24 protein-coding genes, 1 tRNA gene and 2 riboswitches are annotated in these 22,033 nt (G+C 71.3%); of the genes, 20 read left to right on the top strand and 5 right to left on the bottom strand.

Annotated features, from left to right (window positions below; genetic code table 11):
- The first annotated feature begins 160 nt into the window (after positions 1-160).
- The 9 genes from ACWCRA_RS27455 to ACWCRA_RS27415 all read left to right on the top strand — a co-directional run bounded on the left by ACWCRA_RS27455 (position 161) and on the right by ACWCRA_RS27415 (position 7,985).
- Positions 161-1,627 (top strand): amino acid permease, encoded by a 1,467-nt coding sequence (locus ACWCRA_RS27455; RefSeq protein WP_351559820.1) that lies wholly within the window; start codon positions 161-163, stop codon positions 1,625-1,627.
- Between the two features lie 94 nt (positions 1,628-1,721).
- Positions 1,722-2,144 (top strand): M67 family metallopeptidase, encoded by a 423-nt coding sequence (locus ACWCRA_RS27450; protein ID WP_351559247.1) that lies wholly within the window; start codon positions 1,722-1,724, stop codon positions 2,142-2,144.
- 28 nt (positions 2,145-2,172) lie between these two features.
- Positions 2,173-2,285, top strand: a riboswitch (cobalamin riboswitch).
- 44 nt (positions 2,286-2,329) lie between these two features.
- The gene (locus tag ACWCRA_RS27445) at positions 2,330-3,325 is read left to right on the top strand and encodes an ABC transporter substrate-binding protein (protein WP_451068862.1); all 996 of its coding nucleotides are present in this window, start codon (positions 2,330-2,332) and stop codon (positions 3,323-3,325) included.
- Between the two features lie 197 nt (positions 3,326-3,522).
- The gene (locus ACWCRA_RS27440; RefSeq protein WP_351559249.1) at positions 3,523-4,527 is read left to right on the top strand and encodes a FecCD family ABC transporter permease; all 1,005 of its coding nucleotides are present in this window, start codon (positions 3,523-3,525) and stop codon (positions 4,525-4,527) included.
- Between the two features lie 82 nt (positions 4,528-4,609).
- Complete coding sequence (locus ACWCRA_RS27435) at positions 4,610-5,386, top strand: ABC transporter ATP-binding protein (RefSeq protein ID WP_351559243.1); 777 nt, start codon at positions 4,610-4,612, stop codon at positions 5,384-5,386.
- A gap of 66 nt (positions 5,387-5,452) precedes the next feature.
- The gene (locus tag ACWCRA_RS27430; RefSeq protein ID WP_351559241.1) at positions 5,453-5,557 is read left to right on the top strand and encodes a putative leader peptide; all 105 of its coding nucleotides are present in this window, start codon (positions 5,453-5,455) and stop codon (positions 5,555-5,557) included.
- 145 nt (positions 5,558-5,702) lie between these two features.
- Complete coding sequence (locus ACWCRA_RS27425; RefSeq protein ID WP_351559239.1) at positions 5,703-5,981, top strand: MoaD family protein; 279 nt, start codon at positions 5,703-5,705, stop codon at positions 5,979-5,981.
- A 4-nt stretch (positions 5,982-5,985) separates the two neighbouring features.
- On the top strand, positions 5,986-6,936 hold the full coding sequence (locus ACWCRA_RS27420; RefSeq protein ID WP_351559237.1) for a PLP-dependent cysteine synthase family protein: 951 nt from the start codon (positions 5,986-5,988) through the stop codon (positions 6,934-6,936).
- Between the two features lie 296 nt (positions 6,937-7,232).
- On the top strand, positions 7,233-7,985 hold the full coding sequence (locus ACWCRA_RS27415; RefSeq protein ID WP_351559235.1) for an MBL fold metallo-hydrolase: 753 nt from the start codon (positions 7,233-7,235) through the stop codon (positions 7,983-7,985).
- 93 nt (positions 7,986-8,078) lie between these two features.
- Here the strand turns inward: ACWCRA_RS27415 and ACWCRA_RS27410 are convergent, their stop codons facing one another.
- Entirely contained in the window at positions 8,079-9,344 is a 1,266-nt protein-coding gene (locus ACWCRA_RS27410) for a PTS transporter subunit EIIC (RefSeq protein ID WP_351559233.1), read from the bottom strand.
- Positions 9,345-9,621: 277 nt separating this feature from the next.
- Positions 9,622-10,917, bottom strand: coding sequence for a PTS transporter subunit EIIC (locus ACWCRA_RS27405; RefSeq protein ID WP_351559231.1), 1,296 nt, complete (start codon positions 10,915-10,917; stop codon positions 9,622-9,624).
- A 230-nt stretch (positions 10,918-11,147) separates the two neighbouring features.
- Between ACWCRA_RS27405 and ACWCRA_RS27400 the strand changes: the two genes are divergently transcribed.
- The 4 genes from ACWCRA_RS27400 (at position 11,148) to rdgB (ending at position 13,434) form a co-directional block, all read left to right on the top strand.
- Positions 11,148-11,381: a PTS glucose/sucrose transporter subunit IIB gene (locus tag ACWCRA_RS27400; protein ID WP_351559229.1), complete on the top strand. Its 234-nt coding sequence runs from the start codon at positions 11,148-11,150 to the stop codon at positions 11,379-11,381.
- 78 nt (positions 11,382-11,459) lie between these two features.
- The gene (gene rph / locus ACWCRA_RS27395; protein WP_351559227.1) at positions 11,460-12,200 is read left to right on the top strand and encodes a ribonuclease PH; all 741 of its coding nucleotides are present in this window, start codon (positions 11,460-11,462) and stop codon (positions 12,198-12,200) included.
- A 123-nt stretch (positions 12,201-12,323) separates the two neighbouring features.
- Positions 12,324-12,707: a hypothetical protein gene (locus ACWCRA_RS27390; RefSeq protein ID WP_351559225.1), complete on the top strand. Its 384-nt coding sequence runs from the start codon at positions 12,324-12,326 to the stop codon at positions 12,705-12,707.
- Positions 12,708-12,831: 124 nt separating this feature from the next.
- Complete coding sequence (gene rdgB / locus ACWCRA_RS27385) at positions 12,832-13,434, top strand: RdgB/HAM1 family non-canonical purine NTP pyrophosphatase (RefSeq protein ID WP_351559223.1); 603 nt, start codon at positions 12,832-12,834, stop codon at positions 13,432-13,434.
- 73 nt (positions 13,435-13,507) lie between these two features.
- Here rdgB and ACWCRA_RS27380 read toward each other — a convergent pair.
- Together ACWCRA_RS27380 and bcp are read right to left on the bottom strand one after the other, a co-directional pair.
- Positions 13,508-13,591: transfer RNA gene (locus ACWCRA_RS27380), tRNA-Leu, on the bottom strand.
- Positions 13,592-13,751: 160 nt separating this feature from the next.
- Positions 13,752-14,219, bottom strand: a complete 468-nt coding sequence (gene bcp, locus ACWCRA_RS27375) for a thioredoxin-dependent thiol peroxidase (protein WP_351559221.1) — start codon at positions 14,217-14,219, stop codon at positions 13,752-13,754.
- A 168-nt stretch (positions 14,220-14,387) separates the two neighbouring features.
- On the opposite strand from bcp, the gene ACWCRA_RS27370 reads away from it, so the two are divergent.
- The 3 genes from ACWCRA_RS27370 to ACWCRA_RS27360 all read left to right on the top strand — a co-directional run bounded on the left by ACWCRA_RS27370 (position 14,388) and on the right by ACWCRA_RS27360 (position 15,711).
- A complete protein-coding gene (locus ACWCRA_RS27370) occupies positions 14,388-14,708 on the top strand; it encodes a DUF3618 domain-containing protein (protein WP_351559219.1) in 321 nt (106 codons plus the stop codon).
- Positions 14,709-14,773: 65 nt separating this feature from the next.
- Positions 14,774-15,145, top strand: coding sequence for a GroES family chaperonin (locus ACWCRA_RS27365; RefSeq protein ID WP_351559217.1), 372 nt, complete (start codon positions 14,774-14,776; stop codon positions 15,143-15,145).
- A gap of 155 nt (positions 15,146-15,300) precedes the next feature.
- A riboswitch (guanidine-III (ykkC-III) riboswitch) is annotated at positions 15,301-15,359 on the top strand.
- Between the two features lie 31 nt (positions 15,360-15,390).
- Positions 15,391-15,711, top strand: coding sequence for a DMT family transporter (locus tag ACWCRA_RS27360; protein ID WP_351554233.1), 321 nt, complete (start codon positions 15,391-15,393; stop codon positions 15,709-15,711).
- Positions 15,712-15,828: 117 nt separating this feature from the next.
- Here the strand turns inward: ACWCRA_RS27360 and ACWCRA_RS27355 are convergent, their stop codons facing one another.
- Complete coding sequence (locus tag ACWCRA_RS27355; RefSeq protein WP_451068861.1) at positions 15,829-18,246, bottom strand: transglycosylase domain-containing protein; 2,418 nt, start codon at positions 18,244-18,246, stop codon at positions 15,829-15,831.
- A gap of 200 nt (positions 18,247-18,446) precedes the next feature.
- Here ACWCRA_RS27355 and ACWCRA_RS27350 point away from each other — a divergent pair, with 200 nt between their 5' ends.
- The 4 genes from ACWCRA_RS27350 to ACWCRA_RS27335 all read left to right on the top strand — a co-directional run bounded on the left by ACWCRA_RS27350 (position 18,447) and on the right by ACWCRA_RS27335 (position 21,968).
- A complete protein-coding gene (locus ACWCRA_RS27350) occupies positions 18,447-19,247 on the top strand; it encodes an ABC transporter permease (RefSeq protein ID WP_351554227.1) in 801 nt (266 codons plus the stop codon).
- A gap of 193 nt (positions 19,248-19,440) precedes the next feature.
- Complete coding sequence (locus tag ACWCRA_RS27345) at positions 19,441-20,232, top strand: ABC transporter permease (RefSeq protein WP_451068890.1); 792 nt, start codon at positions 19,441-19,443, stop codon at positions 20,230-20,232.
- Positions 20,233-20,243: 11 nt separating this feature from the next.
- Positions 20,244-21,218, top strand: a complete 975-nt coding sequence (locus tag ACWCRA_RS27340) for an ABC transporter ATP-binding protein (RefSeq protein WP_351554224.1) — start codon at positions 20,244-20,246, stop codon at positions 21,216-21,218.
- A 48-nt stretch (positions 21,219-21,266) separates the two neighbouring features.
- Entirely contained in the window at positions 21,267-21,968 is a 702-nt protein-coding gene (locus ACWCRA_RS27335) for a DUF1707 SHOCT-like domain-containing protein (RefSeq protein ID WP_351554245.1), read from the top strand.
- Positions 21,969-22,033: the final 65 nt, after the last annotated feature.

The following is a 22,033-nucleotide window of genomic DNA, read 5'->3' as shown; positions in this document are numbered from 1 at the left end:
TCTTCACGACCGCCAGGGGCGCCACCCATGCCCCTGGGGGCGCTTGAGCCGGCGGATCGCCGGTGGCACTCCATCCGTATCCGGGGGGATCAGGACCTGATCCGCATCCGCGCGCCAGCCGCAGCGGGCGCGGGTCCGCATGGAGAAAGGGCGCACCACCATGACCTCAGTGCAGGTCGGCAAGGATGACGGGCACGACGGCAAGGGTGTCGCGGGGCCCGTCGACACGACCACCGGCACCGCCGGAGGTCCGCCGGAGGACCAGGGTTACCACCGGGCGCTCAACGCCCGGCAGATCCAGATGATCGCGATCGGCGGAGCGATCGGCACCGGTCTCTTCCTCGGCGCGGGCAAGGGCATCTCCAAGGCCGGACCCAGCCTCATCCTGGCCTACGCCATCGCGGGCGTGGTCATCTTCTTCATCATGCGCGCCCTCGGCGAGCTGCTCATGTACCGCCCGGTCGCCGGCTCGTTCTCCGAGTACGCGCGGGAGTTCATCGGCCCCTTCGCCGGCTTCGTCACCGGCTGGACCTACTGGCTCTTCTGGGTCGTCACCGGGATGACCGAGGTCACCGCTGCCGCCAGCTATATGACGTACTGGTTCGACGTCCCCCAGTGGATCTCCGCGCTGGCCTTCACGATCATCCTCTACGGCGCGAACCTGATCTCCGTGAAGCTCTTCGGCGAGCTGGAGTTCTGGTTCTCGATGGTCAAGGTCACCGCGATCATCGGCATGATCCTCATCTGTCTCGGCATCCTCACCCTCGGCTTCTCCGACGCCGGCGACACCGCCTCCGTCAGCCTGCTCTGGGACGACGGCGGCTTCTTCCCCAAGGGCATCGGCGGCACGCTGATGACCCTCCAGATCGTGATGTTCGCCTTCCTCGCGGTCGAGCTGGTCGGTGTCACGGCCGGTGAGTCCAAGGACCCCGAGAAGAACCTCCCGAAGGCCATCAACACCGTGCCCGTGCGGATCGCCGTCTTCTACATCGGCGCGCTGATCATGATTCTGTCGGTGGTCTCCTGGACCAACTTCCAGCCCGGTGTCTCGCCCTTCGTCGCCGCCTTCGACGAGATGGGCCTCCAGACCGGCGCGGCCATCGTGAACTTCGTCGTCCTCACCGCCGCGCTGTCCTCCTGCAACTCGGGCATGTACTCCACCGGCCGGATGCTGCGCGACCTCGCGCTCAACAGCCAGGGCCCGAAGTTCTTCACCAGGCTCACCAGGAACGGCATCCCGCTGCTCGGCACCACCTTCTCGGCCGGCCTGATGCTGATCGGTGTCTGGATCAACTACCAGTGGCCCGGTGAGGCCTTCAACAAGATCGTCTCCTTCGCCACCATCTCCGGCATGTGGGCCTGGGTGATGATCCTCGTCAGCCAGATCCGCTACCGCGCCAAGGCCGACCGGGGCGAGCTTCCCCAGTCCACCTTCAAGGCCCCCGGCGCGCCGTACACCAGCTGGTTCGCGCTCCTGTTCATCGGCATGGTGGTCGTGCTGATGGGCATCGACAAGGACGCCAGGATCTCGCTGTACTGCGCGCCCGTCTGGGCCCTGATCCTCGGCGTGTCGTATCTGGTGCTGAAGAAGCGCAACCCGCGGGGAGCGGCGTTCGTGAAGCGCTGACCCGCGACACGCCCCGGCACCCGCGGCGGGCGGGCGCGTACCGGACTCCGGTACGCGCCCGCCCGCCGCCGTTCGTCTGTTTATCCTGATCGGCATGCTGACCCTCACACAGGATCTCTTCGACCGGATCGTGGCGCACGCCCGCGCCGACCACCCCGACGAGGCATGCGGCATGGTCGCGGGCCCTGAGGGCAGCGGCCGTCCCGAGCGCTTCATCCCCATGCTCAACGCCGCCCGCTCTCCCACGTTCTACGAGTTCGACTCGGCGGACCTGCTCAGGCTCTACCGCGAGCTGGACGACAACGACGAAGAGCCGGTCATCATCTACCACTCGCACACCGCGACCGAGGCCTACCCCTCCCGCACGGACATCACCTACGCCAACGAGCCCGGCGCGCACTACGTCCTGGTCTCCACGGCCGACACCGACGCCGCGGGACCCTTCCAGTTCCGCTCCTTCCGCATCGTCGACGGAGAGGTCACCGAAGAGGACATCAAGGTGGTGGATGCATACTGATCCCTGGCCGGAGCTCCACTCCGGCCGTGACTGAAAAGGGGCGGTGGGACCCAGGAAGCCGGTGCGAGTCCGGCGCGGTCCCGCCACTGTGACCAGGCCACGGCCTGGCAGCCAGGAACTGACCCGCCGCCCTTCTCCCATCACCCAGGGGACGTGGAAATCCCCGGAGGAGGCCGTACCCCGTCATGTCCAGGCGCCGTTCCGCACCCCTGACCGCCCTGCTCACCGCCGCCCTGCTGCTGCCGCTCGCCGCCTGCGGCGCGGGCGGCGATTCCCCGGCCGCCGGCGACGGCGAGGAGAAGGCGGCCCGGCCGGGCTCCTCCTTCCCGTACACCGTCGACAACTGCGGGGTGCGGACCACCTTCGAGCAGGCGCCCCGCCGGGTCGTCACCATGAACCAGCACGTCACCGAGATCATGCTGGAACTCGGCCTGGAGAAGTCGCTCGTCGGCACCGCCTACCTCGACGACAAGGTGCTGCCGGAGTACGCGAAGGCGTACGGCGCGATACCCGTGCTCGCCAAGGAGTACCCCTCCAAGGAGAAGCTCCTCGCCGCCAACCCCGACTTCGTCTACGGCGGGTACGCCAGCGCCTTCGAGTCCAAGGACGGCCGCACCCGCGAAGAGCTGAAGAAGTCCGGCATCGAGTCCCGGCTCAACCTGGAGTACTGCACCAAGGGCCGGACCTCCATGGACGACGTCTACCGCGAGATCGACGAGATCGGCCGCACCTTCGGCGTCGGCGAGCGCGCCGGGCAGTGGGTGGCCGGCGCGCGCGCCACCGTGAAGAGGACCGAGAAGGAGCTGAAGGGGAGCGAGCCGCTGCCCGTCTTCGTCTACGACAGCGGCGACAAGACCGCGTTCACGGTGGGCGGCAAGGGCATCGGCAACGAGCTGATCAACCGGGCCGGCGGCCGGAATGTCTTCGCCGACATCGACAAGTCCTTCGGCGACGCCACCTGGGAGCAGGTCGTGGCCCGCAAGCCCGAGGTCATCGTCATCCTCGACTACGGCGCCACCGGCGTCGAGCAGAAGAAGCAGCGCCTGCTCAAGGACCCCGCCCTGCGCGATGTGCCGGCGGTGCGGAACAAGAAGTTCGCGGTGCTGCCGCTCTCCGACGCGGTCCTCGGGGTGCGCGCGCCCGACGCCATCGCCAAGCTGGCCCCGCAGCTCGCCCGGTGACCTCCTCCGTGGAACCCGGCACGCGGCGCCCCGGGCCCCGGCCGGAAGGCCGGCGGCCCGGCGCGCCGGTCCCTCCGCCCTCGCCGGTGCCTCCGTCCTCGCCGGTGCCTCCGCCCGCGCTCACGGCAGCCGCCCCGCCCGGGCCGCCCGCGCCCGGCGGGGACCCGGCGCCCGGGTCGTCCCCTCTCGCCGGGCGGCTGCGGTACGGAGCCGTCATCGCGGGGCTGCTCGTCGCCCTGGCCGCCGCGGTGATCGCGGGCCTGGGCATCGGCTCCGTCGCCATCCCGCCCGCGCGGGTCGTCGAGGCCCTGCTCCCCGGCGCCGCCCCCAGCCCCTTCCGCACCATCGTCATCGACGTGCGGCTGCCGCGCGTGCTGCTCGGCATCACCGTCGGCGCCGGGCTCGCCGTCTGCGGGACCGTGCTCCAGGCGCTGGTGCGCAACCGGCTCGCCGATCCCTTCCTCCTCGGGATCTCCTCCGGCGCGTCCACCGGTGCCGTCGTCGTCCTCACCCTCGGCATCGGCGCCACCACCGCCGTCGCCATGCCTGCGGGCGCCTTCGCCGGCGCGCTCGGCGCGCTGATCCTGGTCTACGGCCTCGCCCGCCGCGGCGGCACCATGACCGGCGCCCGGCTGGTGCTGGCCGGTGTCACCGTCTCGTACATCCTCACCGCCCTCACCACCCTGGTCCTGGTCGCCTCCGCCCGCCCCGAGCACTTCCGCGAGGCCCTGTACTGGTCGCTCGGCGGCCTCGGCAGCGCCCGCTGGGAGAGCGTCTGGCTGCCGGGGGCGGTGCTCTGTCTCGCGCTCCCGCTGCTGTTCTCGCTGGCCAGGCCGCTGGATCTGCTGCTGGTGGGGGAGGAGAGCGCCACCGTTCTCGGACTGGACGTCTCCCGCTTCCGGGCCGCCGTCTTCATCCTGGTCTCCCTGGTGACCGCCGTCCTGGTCTCCGCGAGCGGCGCGGTGGGCTTCATCGGGCTGATGGTGCCGCACGCCGCCCGGCTGCTGGTCGGCGCCACCCACCGGGCGCTCCTCCCGGTCGCCGCGCTCGGCGGCGCGGTCGCCCTGGTCGTCGCCGACCTCGCCGCCCGCACCGTCGCCTCCCCGCAGGACATCCCGGTCGGAGTGCTCACCGCCCTCATCGGCGGCCCGCTCTTCCTCTGGCTGATGGGCTCCCGCACCGACCGGGGAGCCGCCCTGTGACCGCCGCGCCGCCGACCGCCGCGCCGGAGAGCCCCCACCCGGAATCGCACCGGGAATCGCACCGGACACCGGGAGCCCCTCTGTGAGCGCCGACCTCACCCTGACCGGAGTCACCTACGAGACCGGGGGCCGCACCCTGCTCCGGGGTGTCGACCTCACCGCCCGCCCCGGCGAGACCGTCGGCCTGGTCGGGCCGAACGGCAGCGGCAAGACCACCCTGCTGCGGTGTGTGTACGGAGCGCTGACCCCGGCCGCCGGGCGCATCCTGCTCGACGGGGACGATCTGACCGCGCTCGGCCCCAAGGCGCGCGCCCGGCGGGTGGCGAGCGTGCCCCAGGACAGCCCGGGGGAGTTCGAGCTGACCGTCCGCGAGATCGTCACCATGGGCCGCGCCCCGCACAAACGTTTCTGGGAACCCGACACCTCCGCCGACACCGACGCGGTCGACGACGCCCTGGCCCGGCTCTCCATGACCGGCCTCGCCCACCGGGCCTTCCCCTCCCTCTCCGGCGGGGAGCGCCAGCGCGCCCTGGTCGCGCGGGCCCTGGTCCAGCGGCCCGCGCTGCTGATCCTGGACGAGCCCACCAACCATCTCGACATCCGCCACCAGCTGGAGATCCTCGGCCTCATCCGCACCCTGGGCACCACCAGCCTGCTGGCGCTGCACGACCTCAACCTCGCCGCGCACTACTGCGACCGGCTCCATGTGCTGCTCGACGGAGAGCTGGTCGTTTCCGGCACCCCGAAGGAGGTGCTGACCGCCGAACTCCTCGCCGACGTCTATCAGGTCCGCGCCGAGATCGCGGTCCACCCGGTGACCGGAGCCCCCTCCATCACCTACGTCCCGCCCGCATGGTGAGCGGACTCCGTCCGCGATGCGAGATCACATTCCAGAACCCGGACCGGGAATCGATACGATGACCGCATGGTTCTCCACGACATGAGCGACAAGACGCCAGGCGGCACCGTGCTGCTCGTCGCGCGGCTCCATGTCGACCTCTGCCGCCTCGCCAGCGCGATGTGTCCCTGAGCTCCCCCGAGCAGGGAAAGCTCACCCGACGTACCCGCCCCACCGCGCGGGGGCCACGCAGCCGCGCAGACAGACCGTCAGAGTCCGCCGAGCCTCTCGACTGCCGCCCTTACGCCCTCAAGTGCTTCCGACTGGAGTCCACGCCATGGCCATCGACGTCCGCATTCCGACCATCCTCCGCACCTACACCGGCGGCGAAAAGGCCGTCCAGGGCAGCGGCGAGACCATCGCCGACCTCCTCACCGACCTGGAGACCCGGCACAGCGGCATCCGGGAGCGCATCGTGGACGGGGACCAGCTCCGCCGCTTCGTGAACGTCTACCTCAACGACGAGGACGTCCGCTTCCTGGACGGCATCGCCACCAAGCTCAGCGACGGCGACACCATCACCATCCTTCCGGCGGTCGCCGGCGGAATGTACTGATCCGATGCGTTACGACTCCCCGCTCGCGGCCGTCGGCAACACCCCGCTGGTCCGCCTCCCCCGGCTCTCCCCCTCGGACGACGTCCGCATCTGGGCCAAGCTGGAGGACCGCAACCCCACCGGCTCGGTCAAGGACCGCCCGGCGCTCCATATGATCGAACAGGCGGAGAAGGACGGCCGGCTCACCCCCGGCTGCACCATCCTGGAGCCGACCTCCGGCAACACCGGCATCTCCCTGGCGATGGCGGCCCGGCTCAAGGGCTACCGCATGGTGTGCGTGATGCCGGAGAACACCAGCGAGGAGCGCAGGCAGCTACTGGCGATGTGGGGCGCGCGGATCATCCCCTCCCCGGCCGCGGGCGGCTCCAACACCGCCGTCCGCGTCGCCAAGGAACTCGCCGCCGAGAACCCGTCCTGGGTGATGCTCTACCAGTACGGCAACCCCGACAACGCGGGTGCCCACTACGCCACCACCGGCCCGGAGATCCTCGCCGACCTGCCCTCCGTCACCCATTTCGTGGCCGGCCTCGGCACCACCGGCACCCTCATGGGCGTCGGCCGCTTCCTGCGGGAGCACGTCCCGGACATCGCCGTCGTCGCCGCCGAGCCGCGCTACGACGACCTGGTCTACGGACTGCGGAACCTGGACGAGGGCTTCGTGCCCGAGCTGTACGACGCGTCGGTGCTGACCACCCGCTTCTCGGTGGGCTCGGCCGACGCGGTGCGCCGCACCCGGGAGCTGCTCCAGGAGGAGGGCATCTTCGCCGGGGTCTCCACCGGCGCCGCCCTGCACGCGGCCATCGGCGTCGGCCAGAAGGCGGTCAGGGCCGGACAGGACGCGGACATCGTCTTCCTGGTCGCCGACGGAGGGTGGAAGTACCTCTCCACCGGCGTCTACACCGCGCCCACGACGGAAGAGGCCATCGAGCTGCTCCAGGGCCAGCTCTGGGCCTGACCGCCCGACCACGCACAAGGAGCCGGGGGCTCCGGGGGCCCGGCCCCCGGGGCCCCTCTTCCGTGCCCCGGGCCCCCGCGCCGGCGGCCCCGTTCCGCCGCCGCTTCCGTCCCCGCTTCCGCCGCCCCCCGAACGCTCCCCCCGCGCGCCCTCCGAATCGGTGACAGCGCAGGTGAGTTCGCCCACAACGCCCCTCCCCGAAGGAGCGGCACTCCCTTTTGCGCTTTACGCTCAACGGACCGCACGACCCAGACCCACCCCCAGCCCTCCTCCCCGTCAACGGAGGTCCAAGCTCCATGAAGCTCACCGTCGTCGGCTGCTCGGGGTCGTTCCCGTCCGCGGAATCGGCCTGTTCGAGCTACCTCGTAGAGGCCGACGGCTTCCGGCTGCTCCTCGACATGGGCAATGGAGCCCTCGGCGAGCTGCAGCGTCACATCGGTCTGTACGACCTCGATGCCATCTTCCTCAGCCACCTCCACGCCGACCACTGCATCGACATGTGCGGGTACTTCGTCGCCCGCTACTACCGCCACGACGGCGGACGCTGCGACGCCATCCCGGTCTACGGCCCCGAGGGCACGGAACAGCGCCTCACCACCGCCTACGCCGACACCCCCTCGCCCTCCTCCATGCGCGAGGTCTTCGACTTCCACACCCTCAAGCCCGGCAGCTTCGACATCGGCCCGTTCTCCGTCCGCACGGAGCGCGTGGCCCACCCCGTCGAGGCGTACGGCATCCGGCTGGAGCACGGCGGCCGGACGCTGGCGTACTCCGGGGACACCGGGGTCTGCGAGCCGCTGCACGAGCTGGCCGACGGCGCGGACCTCTTTCTGTGCGAGGCGTCCTTCACCTACGGCAAGGAGGATGTCCCCGGTCTTCACCTCAATGGCCGAGAGGCCGGCGCCCACGCCGCGCGGGCCCGCGCGGGCCGGCTGGTGCTGACGCATGTCCCGCCGTGGACCGACGGGCAGCGGAACCTCGCGGACGCCCGCGCCGTCTACCGGGGGCCCGCCGAGCTGGCCACCGCGGGCACGGTCTACACCGTTTAGCGGCGGCGGCCCGCACCGTCCACGGACGGCGGCGCCCCGGCTCCGCGGTGGTGTCCGCGGAACCGGGGCGCCCTCGTCGTACGGGGGAGGGGGCTACTTCCCCTCGGCCTTCAGCAGCTCGGCCAGCTCCTCGTCCGACTCGCGGCCCGGTGTCGGCAGATTGAACCGGGTGATCGCGAACCGGAAGACCACGTAGTACACGGCCGCGAAGCAGAGCCCCACCAGCGCCAGCCCCCACGGGTTGGACGCGATCCCCAGGTTCAGCAGGAAGTCCACCGCTCCGGCCGAGAAGCCGAAGCCGTCCTTCATGCCGAGTGCCCAGGTCAGCGCCAGGGAGACACCGGTGAGCACCGCGTGGATCGCGTACAGCACCGGTGCGATGAACATAAAGGTGAACTCGATCGGCTCGGTCACTCCGGTGACGAACGAGGTCAGCGCGAGCGAGAGCATCATCCCGCCGACGACCTTGCGGCGCTCCGGGCGGGCGCAGTGCACGATCGCCAGACAGGCGGCGGGCAGCGCGAACATCATGATCGGGAAGAAGCCGGTCATGAACTGTCCGGCGGTCGGGTCGCCGGCGAGGAAGCGCGCGATGTCGCCGTTCTTGCCCTCGTACGAACCGGCCTGGAACCAGGGGAACGAGTTCAGCAGATGGTGCATGCCGACCGGGATCAGCGCCCGGTTGGCGACGCCGAAGATACCCGCGCCCACCGCGCCGGAGCCGACCAGCCACTCCCCGAAGTTGTGCAGCCCGGTGCCGAGGACGGGCCAGATGAAGCCGAAGAGTATGCCGATGAGGAGACCCGCGAAGGCGGAGAGGATCGGGACGAGCCGCCGGCCGCCGAAGAAGCCGGCCCAGTCGGGCAGCTTGGTGCGGTAGAAGCGCTGGTAGAGCAGGGCGACCACCAGGCCCATCACCACACCGCCGAGGACCTTGGCGTCCACCGGGGCTTCCTGCATCACGATCTTGCCGTCGACGACCTCGGCGACCTTCGGGAGGTTCTTGTCCGTGAAGGTGGCCAGCACGTTCTTGAAGACCAGATATCCGGTGACGGCGGCCAGCGCCGTCGAGCCGTCCGACTTCTTCGCGAAGCCGATCGCGATGCCGACGGCGAAGAGCAGCGGCATATTGTCGAGCAGCGCATTGCCGCCCGCGTGCATGTATCCGGCGAACGAGGTCACGAAGTCCGGGAAGGAATCCCGGCCCAGCATGTCGTCATTGCCGAGGCGGACCAGGAGCGCCGCGGCGGGCAGCACCGCCACCGGCAGCATCAGGCTGCGGCCGATGCGCTGCATGACAGCCATCGCAGCCGCGCCTCTCTTCTTCTGAGCCGCGGGGGCGGCGCCGGCCGTGGTCATGGGCGTGTCCTTTGTGCTCAGGGGGCCGTGGCACGCCCCCGCGTGGTCTACACCACTCAGTGGTGTAGACCTTTGTAACACGTGAGGGTTGGATAAGGAACCTGCGAAAAGGGGTCGATTAATCAGGACCCCTGCGAATTGATCGGTACGTCACCGGGCACCCGGAATCCCGCAGGCCCCGCCGGCCCCGTCAAGGCGCCGCGCGAAAGGGGTCCGGCGGGACCCGGTCGCGGTCCCGCCGAACCCCTTCGGCCGTACAACACCCCCGCCGGAGCGGCTACTTCACATTGTCGCGCTCCAGCTGCTCCCCGATGTCCTCGGGCTCCCGCCCCGGCACCGGAAGATCGAATTTGGTGATCGCGAATCGGAAGAGCACGTAATACACCACCGCGAAACCGAGTCCGATGGGAATGATCAGCCACGGCTTGGTCGCCAGACTCCAGTTGATCACATAGTCGATCAGCCCGGCCGAGAAACTGAATCCGTCCTTGACGCCGAGAGCCCAGGTCACCGCCATGGAAACACCGGTGAGCACCGCGTGGATCGCGTACAGCGCCGGGGCGACGAAGAGGAATGAGTACTCGATCGGCTCGGTGATACCCGTCACAAAGGAGGTGAGTCCGACCGAGAGCATCAGCCCGCCCACCTCCTTGCGGCGGTGCGGATGCGCGCAGTGGGTGATCGCCAGCGCCGCCGCCGGCAGCGCGAACATCATGATCGGGAAGAAACCGGTGGTGAACTGGCCCGCGTTCGGGTCGCCCGCCAGGAACATCGTGATGTCGCCGTGCACCACCGTGCCGTCCGGCTCGGTGTAGCTGCCGAGCTGGAACCAGATCGGCACATTCAGGAACTGGTGCAGCCCGATGACCAGCAGCGCCCGGTTGGTGACCCCGAAGATCCCCGAACCCCACGCGCCCAGGCTCACCAGCCAGTCGCTGAAGCTCTCCAGCGCGCTCCCGATCGGCGGCCAGACCCACAGGCAGAGCGCGGCGAAGACGATCGCCACAAAGGACATGATGATCGGGACGAGCCGGCGGCCGTTGAAGAAGCCCAGCCAGTCCACCAGCCTCGTCCGGTGGTAGCGCTGCCAGAAGTACGCCGCCAGCAGCCCCATCACGATGCCGCCGAAGACACCGGGGTTCTGATAGGTGAAGGGGGTGACGGTGCCGTCCGCGCCCTGGCAGCCGGCGACCACCACCTGGCCCCCGACCTCGCAGTCCTTGGGGAACTGGAGCAGCACGTTGTAGTAGACGAGGAAGCCCGCGACCGCCGCCAGCGCGGTCGAGCCGTCCGACTTCTTCGCCATCCCGATCGCGACGCCGACACAGAAGAGCAGCGGCAGCCCGATATTGGCGTCCAGCAGCGCCCCGCCCGCGCCCGCCATCACCTTGGCGACGTCGTTCCAGCCCAGGCCGTCCGTGCCGAAGACATCGTCCTGGCCGAGCCGGTTGAGGATGCCCGCCGCCGGCAGGACGGCGATGGGGAGCTGAAGGCTGCGCCCCATCTTCTGCAAGCCCTGGAAGAGCCTGCTCCACACGGACGGCTGCGGTGCGGTGGCGCTCCCTGCGCTCATCGGCATCCTCCCGAAAGGGCCTGGTTTGGCAGTCCTTGCGAACTGGTGTAGACCAGTTGTGGTACGCCGCCGGGTGCGGGCGCCGGTGATCGTCATCATTCGGTACGCGGCGGTTACCCGCCCGTGAAGATGGGCCAACCGTGCGTTACCGTGGCAAACCGGACCGCTGGTGGGCCGAAGCAGCGCGAAGCGCCCGGTGCGGGCGCCGCTTGACACGCAGGGAGAAGAGCATGGCCAGCAAGGCAGAGAAGATCGTCGCCGGGCTCGGCGGAGTCGACAACATCGAGGAGATCGAGGGCTGCATCACCCGGCTCCGCACCGAAGTCGCCGACCCCGGCCTCGTCGACGAGGCCGCGCTCAAGGCCGCGGGCGCCCATGGAGTCGTCAAGATGGGCACCGCGATCCAGGTCGTCATCGGCACCGACGCCGACCCCATCGCCGCCGAGATCGAGGACATGATGTGACCGGCGGCCGCTGACCCGCGGAAGGGCCCCGCTCCACGGCGAGCGGGGCCCTTCCTTACAGCCGATAGGCTCAACGCCATGTCTCGAATCGACGGCCGCACCCCCGAACAGCTCCGCCCGGTCACCATCCAGCGCGGATGGAGCAAGCACGCCGAGGGCTCCGTCCTCATCTCCTTCGGCGACACCAAGGTCTTCTGCACCGCCTCCGTCACCGAGGGCGTGCCCCGCTGGCGCAAGGGCAGCGGGGAGGGGTGGGTCACCGCCGAGTACTCGATGCTGCCGCGCTCCACCAACACCCGCGGCGACCGCGAATCCGTGCGCGGCCGGATCGGCGGACGCACCCATGAGATCAGCCGTCTCATCGGCCGCTCCCTGCGCGCCGTCGTCGACTTCAAGGCCCTCGGCGAGAACACCATCGTCCTCGACTGCGATGTGCTCCAGGCCGACGGAGGCACCCGCACCGCCGCGATCACCGGCGCCTATGTCGCCCTCGCCGACGCCGTGACCTGGGCCCAGGGCCGCAAGCTGGTCCGCGCCGGACGCAAGCCGCTGACCGGGACCGTCGCCGCCGTCTCCGTCGGCATCGTGGACGGCGCCCCGCTCCTCGACCTCTGCTACGAGGAGGATGTGCGCGCCGACACCGACATGAACGTCGTCTGCACCGGCGACGGCCGCTTCGTCGAGGTCCAGGGCACCGCCGAGGCCGAGCCCTTCGACCGCGCGGAGCTCAACGCCCTGCTCGACCTCGCCGCCGGCGGCTGCGCCGACCTCGCCGCGCTCCAGCGCGACGCCCTCGCCGGCACCGGGGAAGCCGGCTGACCACCCCGCCGGGTAAAGCCGGGTAAAGAAGCAACCAAGAACGCCCCTATGGGCGTCGTTAGTGGCACGGGCACACGGGCTCAACCGTGTGCCCGGCCAGATCGTCCGGGAGGGACACGTTCCATGGCCGCGCGCCGCCGTATCGCACTCACTCTTGTCACCGCAGCTCTCGTCCTGCCGGCCGCAGTCGGCTGTGGCGCCATCGACAAGGCTCTGGACTGCGTCGACACGGCAAAGGCCGTGACCAGCAGCGTCGAGAAGCTCACCCAGGCCGTGGGAAGCGCGGCCGAGGACCCGACCCAGGCCCGCGAAGCCCTCGACTCCATCGACAAGGAGCTGTCGGAGCTGAGCGACAAGTCCGACAACGCCGATGTGAAGAAGGCCGCCGACGACCTCAACACCGCTGTCGACAACGTCCGCAAGTCGATCGAGGGCGGCGACGCCACCCCCGACATCAGCCCGGTCACCGACGCGGCCTCCGAGATGACCAAGGTCTGCAGCCCCTGACGACCGCCGGCGGGCGGGCGTCGGACCCGGTCTCCGGCCGGCCCCGACGCCCGCCCGTCCGTACGTCCGCCCACCGACCCGGGCCCCGGATCCCCGCCGATCCGCGGGCCCGGATAATCGGCGTATGACACGCATCGTCCTCGCCACCCGCAACCCCGGGAAGATCACCGAACTGCGGGCCATCCTCGCGGACGCCGGTCTGCCGTACGAACTCGTCGGCACCGACGCCTATCCCGAGGTCCCCGACGTCAGGGAGACCGGCGTCACCTTCGCCGAGAACGCCCTCCTCAAGGCCCACGCCCTGGCCCGCGCCACCGGACTGCCCGCCGTCGCCGACGACTCCGGCCTCTGTGTGGACGTCCTCGGCGGCGCCCCCGGAATCTTCTCCGCCCGCTGGGCGGGCACCCACGGCGACGACACCGCGAACCTGGATCTCCTCCTCGCCCAGCTCTCCGACATCGCCCCGCCCCACCGCGCCGCCCACTTCGCCTGCGCGGCGGCCCTGGCCCTCCCCGACGGCACCGAACGCGTCACCGAGGGACGGATGCCCGGAACCCTGCGCACCGCCCCCGCCGGCGCGGGCGGCTTCGGCTACGACCCGATCCTCCAGCCCGACGGCGGGACCCGCACGGCGGCGGAGCTGACCCCGGACGAGAAGAACGCGATCAGCCACCGCGGCAAGGCCTTCCGCGCCCTGGTCCCGGTGATCGCGGAGCTGCTGGGCTGACCCTCCGGGGGCGGGACAGACCGAAGGCCCGGCTCCCGGAGAGCGGGGGTCGGGCCTTCGATTCACCGGTGCGTGCGGCCGATGGGATTCGAACCCACATGGACTTGCGTCCAAAGGCACCTAAAACCTTCGCTTATACCAGTTCAGCAACGGCCGCCGGCCGCCTGCCATGTTAGCGGGCGGGCGGCAGCGGTGGGCAGGGGGGAGGCCGCTCCACGTGCGGCGATTTCCCCCCGGAGCCAGGTGCCGGTGACCGCCCGGCAGCCGGGGCGGCCCTCCCGGACCCCCCGGCCCCCCGGCCCCCGGCCCCGGCCCCCTCAGATCCCCAGATCCTTGATGATCTTGGCGACATGCCCGGTGGCCTTCACGTTGTAGAACGCGTGCTCCACCCGGCCCTCCTCGTCCACGACCACCGTGGAGCGGATCACCCCGGTCACGGTCTTCCCGTACAGCTTCTTCTCGCCGAACGCGCCGTACGCGGCCAGCGTCTCCTTCGACGGGTCGCCGACCAGGGTCACCTTCAGCGCCTCCTTCTCGCGGAACTTCGCGAGCTTCTCCGGCTTGTCCGGGGAGACGCCGATGACGTCGTAGCCCGCGTCCGCCAGCAGTTCCAGATTGTCCGTGAAGTCGCAGGCCTGCTTGGTGCAGCCGGGGGTGAGGGCGGCGGGGTAGAAGTAGACGATGACCTTCCGGCCCCGGTGGGACGCGAGTGAGACCTCGTTGCCGTCCGCGTCGGGCAGGGTGAAGGCGGGGGCGGTGTCGCCGGGCTGGAGTCGCTCGCTCATGGTTCTCCTCGTCGGACCGGGCCGCGCACGGCGGCGGATGCCGCGCCGTGCGGGTGTACGCGGGTGTACGGCGTCGAGCGTAATAGGGGTGCCGTGGGGTGTGGGCGCGGCTGAGCTGACAGACTGTCGATGGCATAGGTAACGGATCACGACCACGGAGGCAGCGCGGTGTCGGACGCGAGGACCCCTGCGCAGATCGAGGCGGACATCGTCCGCCGGCGCGAGCAGCTTGCCGGGACGCTCGATGAGATCGGGGTGCGGGTGCACCCGAGCACCGTCATCGGCGACGCCAGGGCGAAGGTCAGCGAGAAGGTGGACCGCACCACCGGGCGCGCCTTCGCGGTGCTGAACCGCACGGTCTCGGACGTGCGCTCGAAGTTCGTCTCCGAGGACGGCGCGCCCCGGCTGGAGCGGGTGGTCCCGGTGGCGCTGCTGGTCGTGGGGGTGGTGGGGCTGCTCGCCGTCTCCTCCCGCAAGGACCGGAGGTGAGCGGGGCCCGCGTTGCCGGCGGCCGTGCGGGCACCGCGGCCCCGTGGGGCGGGTAGGTTCGGAGCGTGAGCGCCAACAGTCATGAACACAGCACCCAGGAGCACGGCTCCCAGCACGACAAGCTCCCCATCCGGATGCTGCACGACCGGGTGCTGGTGCGGACCGACATCCCGGAGGGGGAGCGGCGTTCCAGCGGGGGCATCGTGATCCCCGCGACCGCCGCCGTCGGCCGCCGGCTCGCCTGGGCCGGGGTGGTGGCGGTGGGACAGAGCGTGCGGACCGTGGAGCCGGGCGACCGGGTGCTGTACGACCCCGAGGACCGTGCCGAGGTGGAGGTGCGGGGGGTCGCGTACGTCCTGATGCGGGAGCGCGATCTGCACGCCGTCGCGGCCGACCGCTTCCAGGGCTCCGAGGACTCCACCGGCCTCTACCTCTAGGGAGTTTCCCTCGGGTCGGGTCGGGCCGGATCGGTGAGCGGGGTCCGGTGCCGGGGCTCGCGAGCCCCGGCACGATCCGAAAGAGACGCCCCGGGCGCTGTCGGGGCCCGCCGGGGCTGGTGATCCAACTCACCGGCCCCCGGGCCCCGTTTTTGTTACGGTGGGCACACCCCGACGAGACGCGCCGTACCGGGCCCCGTAAAGACGACGCACCCCGTGGAAGTCCCCGTCGTCGGAGGTGTGTCATGGCCTGGGTTCTCCTGATCGTCGCCGGTCTCCTCGAAGTCGGCTGGGCGATCGGGATGAAGTTCACCGAGGGCTTCACCAAGTTCTGGCCGAGTGTGTTCACCGGCGCGGGGATCGTCACCAGCATGGTCCTGCTGGCGCAGGCCGCCAAGACGCTGCCGATCGGTACCGCGTACGGCGTCTGGGTCGGCATCGGCGCCGCCGGTGCGGCGATCGTCGGCATGGTGGCGCTGAACGAGCCGGTGACCGCGGCCCGGATCTTCTTCGTCTCACTGCTGCTGGTCGCGGTGGTCGGCCTCAAGGCGACCTCCGGCCACTGACCCCGCCCCCGTACCCGCGCCCACCCCCAGCTCCCGGCCGCCCCGCTTCCCCCCCTGTGGCGGCCGGGTCCCTCCCCGGCCCGCTGGTGACCCGCACCGGTCACCAGCGGTCGCCGGTCACTGCGGGCCGGTGGCCTGCGGCGATCCCTCGGGACCCGCCGGCCCCGGCTCCTCCCGCGGCGCGCCGGGCGCGCCCCCGTCGCCCGGCTCGGGCAGCCCGTTGAGCACCGCGTCGCCCAGCGCGTCCGCGCCCTCGGTCCCCTCGGCGCCGCCGATCCCGTCCACTCCGGCGATGTCACCGAGCCCGCCGATCGCCGCGCCCGGCCCCCCGGGGCCCGGCACCGGAGGACCCGCGCCCGGCTCCCCGGGCACCCCGGGGCTCTCGCCCGGTGTCCGCTGCGGTGCCGGGAGGGTCATCGCCGGCAGCGGCCGGCCGGAGCCCGGCACCGGGGCCGTGCCCCCCGGGCTCGCCGGCCCCGGCGAGGCCATCGGCTCCGGCACCCCCGCCGGGGCCGGCAGCTCGAACTCCACGATCTCGCTGCCGGCCAGGGCCGTTCCGGTGTACTGCCCCCAGATCCGCGCCGGTGCCCCGCCGCCGTTGATCCTCGGCAGCCCCAGCGCCCCGTACAGCGGCTTCTGCGCACCGGTGTCCGGGTCCTGCCCCATCACCGCGACCACGGTCGCGAGTCGCGGGGTGTAGCCCGCGAACCACGCGGCCCGGTCCTCCTCCGCCGTCCCCGTCTTGCCCGCGGCCGGGCGGCCCGCCGACTGGGCGGCCGTGCCGGTGCCGCCCGCCACCACGCTCTGGAGGACCGCCGTGGTCGTGTCGGCGGCCTCCCGGCTGATCGCCTGCCGGGTCCGGCGCTCGGGCAGCGGCACGGGCTGTCCGTCCTTGGTGACCTCGGCGACCATCGTGTACGTGCCGTGCCGGCCGTGGTTGGCGAGGGTGGCGTACGCCTCCGCCATGTCCAGCACGCTCGCGGTGGCCGGGCCGAGCGCGATGGACGGCGAAGCGGTGAGGTCGGGGGTGCTCGCGGGCAGCCCGAGACCGATCGCGGTCTGCCGCACCCGCGCCGGGCCCACGTCCATCGCCATCTGGGCGTACACCGCGTTCACGGACTTGTCGGTGGCCTCGGTGACGGTGATCGGCCCGTAGGAGGTCCCGTCCTCGTTCTCGGGGGCGTACCGCTTCCCGCTCCACCCCTGGACCGGACGCTTGTCGGTGCCGTCGTAGACGGTGTACGGGGTGATGGGCCGGCCGTCCTGGGTGCGGGAGCCGTGCTCGATCGCGGCGGCGAGGACGAACGGCTTGAAGGTGGAGCCGACCTGGTAGTCCCGGCGGGTCGCGTTGTTGACGTACTGCCGGGTGTAGTCGACGCCGCCGTACATGGCGACGACCTCCCCGGTCGCGGGGTCGATCGAGACGCCGCCGACCCGCACATTGCGGTCCGCGGGGCGGGCCTCGCCGTCCACCTGGTCCATCACCTGGTCGTCCACCGCGCGGACGAAGGCGTCCTGCTTGGCGCGCTCCAGGGTGGTGGTGATGCGGTAGCCGCCGGCGGCGAGGGTGTTCTCGTCCAGCACGCGGTGGGCGGTGAGGTACTCCTCGACGGCCTGGACGACATAGCCGCGCTGCCCGGAGAGCCCGTTCGCGGGCTTGGCCCGCCGGGGCTCGGGGAAGACCAGATTCGCCCGTTCGGCGGGGGTGAGCCACTTCTGTTTCACCATGCCGTCGAGCGTGTAGTTCCAGCGGGCGACGGCTGCGGAGCGGTTCTCGGGGTGGGTGGCGGTGTCGTACGCGTTGGGCGCGTTGAGCAGGGTGGCGAGATAGGCGCCCTCGGCGGTGTCGGTCTCGGCGACGTCCTTGCCGTAGTACGCCTGGGACGCGGCCTGGATGCCATAGGCGTTCCGGCCGAAGTAGCTGGTGTTGAGGTAGCCCTGGAGGATCTCGCTCTTGCTCTGCTCCCGGCTGAGCTTGATCGAGATGAAGAACTCCTTCCACTTCCGGGAGATGGTCTGCTCCTGGCCCAGGTAGTAGTTCTTGACGTACTGCTGGGTGATGGTGGAGCCGGACTGTTTGCCCTTGCCGGTGAGGGTGTTCCAGGCGGCGCGGACCATGGCCTGGGGGTCCACGGCCCGTTCGGAGTGGAAGTCGCGGTCCTCGGCGGCGAGCACGGCCCGCTGGACGGTCAGGGGCACCCGCGCCAGGTCGACGTTCTCCCGGTTGATCTCGCCGTCGCGCGCGATCTGGCTGCCGTCCTCGTACAGATAGACATTGGACTGGGCGGTGGCCGCGGCGTTGGCGGACGGGATGTGGACCAGCGCGTACCCCGCGGCGAAGCCGCCGATCAGCAGCAGTGCGAGCAGCAGGACCCCGCCGAGCGCCATGCGCCAGGTGGGGACCAGCCGGCGCCATCCGGTGCGCCGGGGCCGGCGGGCGCGGGACCGTTTCCGTTCCGGCTCCGGTCCCGGTCCCGGCCCGGGCGCGGTCGCGTCCCTGGCGGACCAGCCCGGTCGCTGTGGCTCCTCACTCATGGCCCCATACTGCACTTTTCCCCTGGATATCCCCCGTACCGTCGCCCCGTCACCCATAAATACGTCGCGGACCGCTCGCCGCCGGGACTAGGCTCGGGCGCTTTGGTGCTCTGAGGCGGTTCTCCGTGGCGGTCTCCGCGGCGGTTCTCCGCGGCTGTTCTCCGAAGCGGGCACCCGGGCTATCGGGCGGGAGCGGGCGAGTGAGGCTGTACGCGCTGGTGGCGGCCGGAGGGTTCCGGCGCTTCGCGACCTACCGGGTGGCGACGGTGGCCGGGGTCTTCACCAACACCGTCTTCGGCTTCATCATGGCCTACACCTATGTGGCCCTGTGGGACGAGCGCCCCGGCCTCGGCGGCTATGACGTCTCCCAGGCGGTCACCTATGTGTGGCTGGGCCAGGCGCTGCTGATGACCTGCGCCATGATGGGCGGCGGCTTCGAGGAGGAGCTGGTCGAGCGCATCCGCACCGGCGACATCGCCGTCGACCTCTACCGCCCGGCCGACCTCCAGCTCTTCTGGCTGGCGGGCGACCTGGGCCGGGCCGCCTTCCATCTGCTGGGACGGGGGGTGGCGCCCATGGCGTTCGGGGCGCTCGCCTTCGAGCTGGCGCTGCCGGGGTCGGTGGTCACCTGGGCCGCGTTTCTGCTGGCGGTGGTGCTCGGGGTGGTGGTGAGCTTCGCGATCCGCTTCGTGGTGGCGCTCTCGGCGTTCTGGCTGCTGGACGGCGCGGGGGTGGCGCAGATCAGCTGGCTGGCGGGGCTGTTCTTCTCGGGGATGCTGCTGCCGCTGAACATCTTCCCGGGGGCGCTGGGCGAGGTGGCGCGGGCGCTGCCCTGGTCGTCGATGCTCCAGGTGCCGGCGGATGTGCTGCTGGGCAAGCACACGGGGTGGGGTCTGATGGGGGCGTTCGCGTTCCAGGCGGGGTGGGCGGCGGCGCTGCTCGCCACCGGGCGGGTGCTCCAGACGGTGGCGACGCGCAGGGTGGTGGTGCAGGGTGGCTGAGACGACGGCGCCGGCCGGGGGCACGGCTCCGGGGGATGGCCCCTCGGGCGCCCCCGGCTCCGCGGGCCCCCCGGGCATCCCCGGCCCCTCGGGACCTTCCGGTCCTTCCGGCCCTTCCGGTCCCGCCGGTCCCGCCGGTTGGTCCGGCGGCGCGCCGGCCTTCGGTCCCGCCCCGCCGGTCGTCCGGGACGGGCTGCGGGCCTTCGCCCTCATCGCCGCGATGTGGATTCGCTCCACCCTGGCCTACCGCGCGTCCTTCGTCATGGCCACCCTCGCCAGCTTCGCGGTGACCGGCTTCGACTTCCTCGCGATCCTGCTGATGTTCTCGCACATCGATGTGCTCGGCGGCTTCACCCTCGCCGAGATCGCCTTTCTGTACGGGGCGGTCAGCACCTCCTTCGGCCTCACCGACCTCGCCCTCGGCACGGTCGACCGGCTCGGGCGCCGGGTCCGCGACGGCACCCTGGACACCCTTCTCGTACGCCCCGCTCCGGTCCTCGCCCAGATCGCCGCCGACCGCTTCGCCCTGCGCCGGCTCGGCCGGGTCCTCCAGGGCACCCTGGTGCTGGCGTACGGTCTGTACGCGGTGGACGTGGACTGGACCCTTCTGAAGGTGCTCATGGTGCCGATGATGGTGCTGAGCGGGGCGGGGATCTTCGCGGCCGTGTTCGTGGGCGGCGCGGCCTTCCAGTTCTGGGCGCAGGACGCGGCCGAGGTGCAGAACTCCTTCACCTACGGCGGCAGCACCATGCTCCAGTACCCGCCGTCCGTCTTCGCCCAGGACCTGGTGCGCGGGGTCACCTTCGTCGTCCCGCTCGCCTTTGTGAGCTGGCTCCCCGCGCTCCACATCCTGGAGCGGCCCTACCCGCTCGATGTGCCGCAGTGGTTCGCCTTTCTGCCGCCCCTGATCGCCGTCGGCTGCTGCTGGCTCGCCTCGCTGGCCTGGCGGGTCGGGCTCCGTTCCTACCGCAGTACCGGGAGTTGACCGGATTGACCATGGACGTGATCGAACTGGACGGGGTCGAGAAGGTCTTCGACGTACGCCGCCGGGCCGGCCTGCTGCGCCGGGAGAAGCACCAGGTGCGCGCCGTGGACGGGATCGGCTTCCGGGTGGCGCGCGGCGAGATGGTGGGTTACATCGGCCCGAACGGCGCCGGGAAGTCCACCACCATCAAGATGCTCACCGGCATCCTCACCCCCAGCGCCGGCCGGCTGAGGGTCGCCGGCATCGACCCGGCGCGCGAGCGCACCCGGCTGGCCCAGCGGATCGGTGTCGTCTTCGGCCAGCGCACCACCCTGTGGTGGGATCTGCCGCTGAAGGACTCGTACCGGCTGATGCACCGGATGTACCGCATCCCGGACCGGCGGTTCCGGGAGAACCTGGACCGCTGCGTCGAACTCCTGGATCTGGCGGAGCTGCTGGAGGTGCCCGTACGGCAGCTCTCACTCGGCCAGCGGATGCGCGGCGACATCGCGGCGGCGCTGCTGCACGACCCCGAGGTGCTCTATCTGGACGAGCCGACGATCGGCCTCGATGTGATCTCCAAGGCCAAGGTGCGGGAGTTCCTGCGCGAGCTGAACGCGGGCAGCGGGACGACCGTGCTGCTCACCACCCACGATCTGACGGACATCGAACAGCTCTGCCGGCGGGTGATGGTCATCGACCACGGGCGGCTGATGTACGACGGCTCGCTCGCCGGGCTGCACGCGGCGGGCGGGAGCGAACGGACCCTGGTGGTCGACCTGGAGCGGGAGCTTCCGCCGGTGGTGACGGAGTTCGCCCGTACGGTGCGGGTGGAGGGCCCCCGGCAGTGGCTGGCCTTCCCGGCGTCCCGGTCGGCGGCGCCGCTGGTGGCCGAGCTGGCCGAGAGATATCCGGTGATGGATCTGTCCGTCCGCGAGCCGGACATCGAGGCGGTGATCGCGAGGATGTACGCGGAGGGCTCCGCCCCCGCGGGCGTCCCCCGGTGATGACCCCTCGCGCTGTCTATCCTGGCACGTATGAGCGAACTCCCAGAGATGCGGGCCTCGGACACGGAACGTGAGCGGATCGCCGAGCGGCTGCGCGACGCGGCGGCGGAGGGCCGGCTCACGATGGAGGAGTTCGAGGAGCGCCTCGACACCGCCCTCCGGGCCCGCACGCGAGGCGAGTTGGAGCCGCTGGTCCAGGACCTCCCGGAGCCGGCGGCCACCCCGGCGCCCGGGGCCTTCGCCCCGGCGGAGGAGGCCGGGAGCCGGTCCCGCTGGGCCGAGCGCATCGGCGGCCCGGCGACCTCGCGCAACGCCTTCGCCTTCTGGGGCGGCTTCAGCCGCAAGGGCCGCTGGACGGTGCCCCGCCGGTTCACCGCCTTCGCGATGATGGCCGGCGGCGATCTGGATCTGCGCGAGGCCCGCTTCGAGGACCGCGTGGTCGAGATCCGCTGCTTCGCGATCATGGGCGGGATCGACGTCATCGCGCCGCCCGGGCTGAACGTCGATGTCACCGGCGCCGCCTTCATGGGCGAGTTCGCGGACCACGGCGCGGACACGGCGCCGGACCCCTCGTCCCCGAGAGTGCGCGTCACCGGATTCGCGCTGATGGGCGGGGTGGATGTGAAGCACCGGCGCACCAGGGCCGAGAAGCAGCGGCTGAAGGCCGAGCGGGAACGGGAGCGGGAGCTGGAGCGCGAACGGAAGCGGCTGGAGAAGGGCGGGGGCGGCCCCCGCAAGGAGCTGGACTGACCGCGCGGCCCGGCGCGGGAGCCGCCGCCCGGCCCTCCCGGGAACTCAGGGTGCACCCTGGGAGT

It is taken from the genome of Streptomyces sp. NPDC001889, from assembly GCF_053594535.1.
The sequence above is the reverse complement of the archived record's forward strand: the minus strand, read 5'-3'. Positions and strand labels throughout refer to the sequence as shown.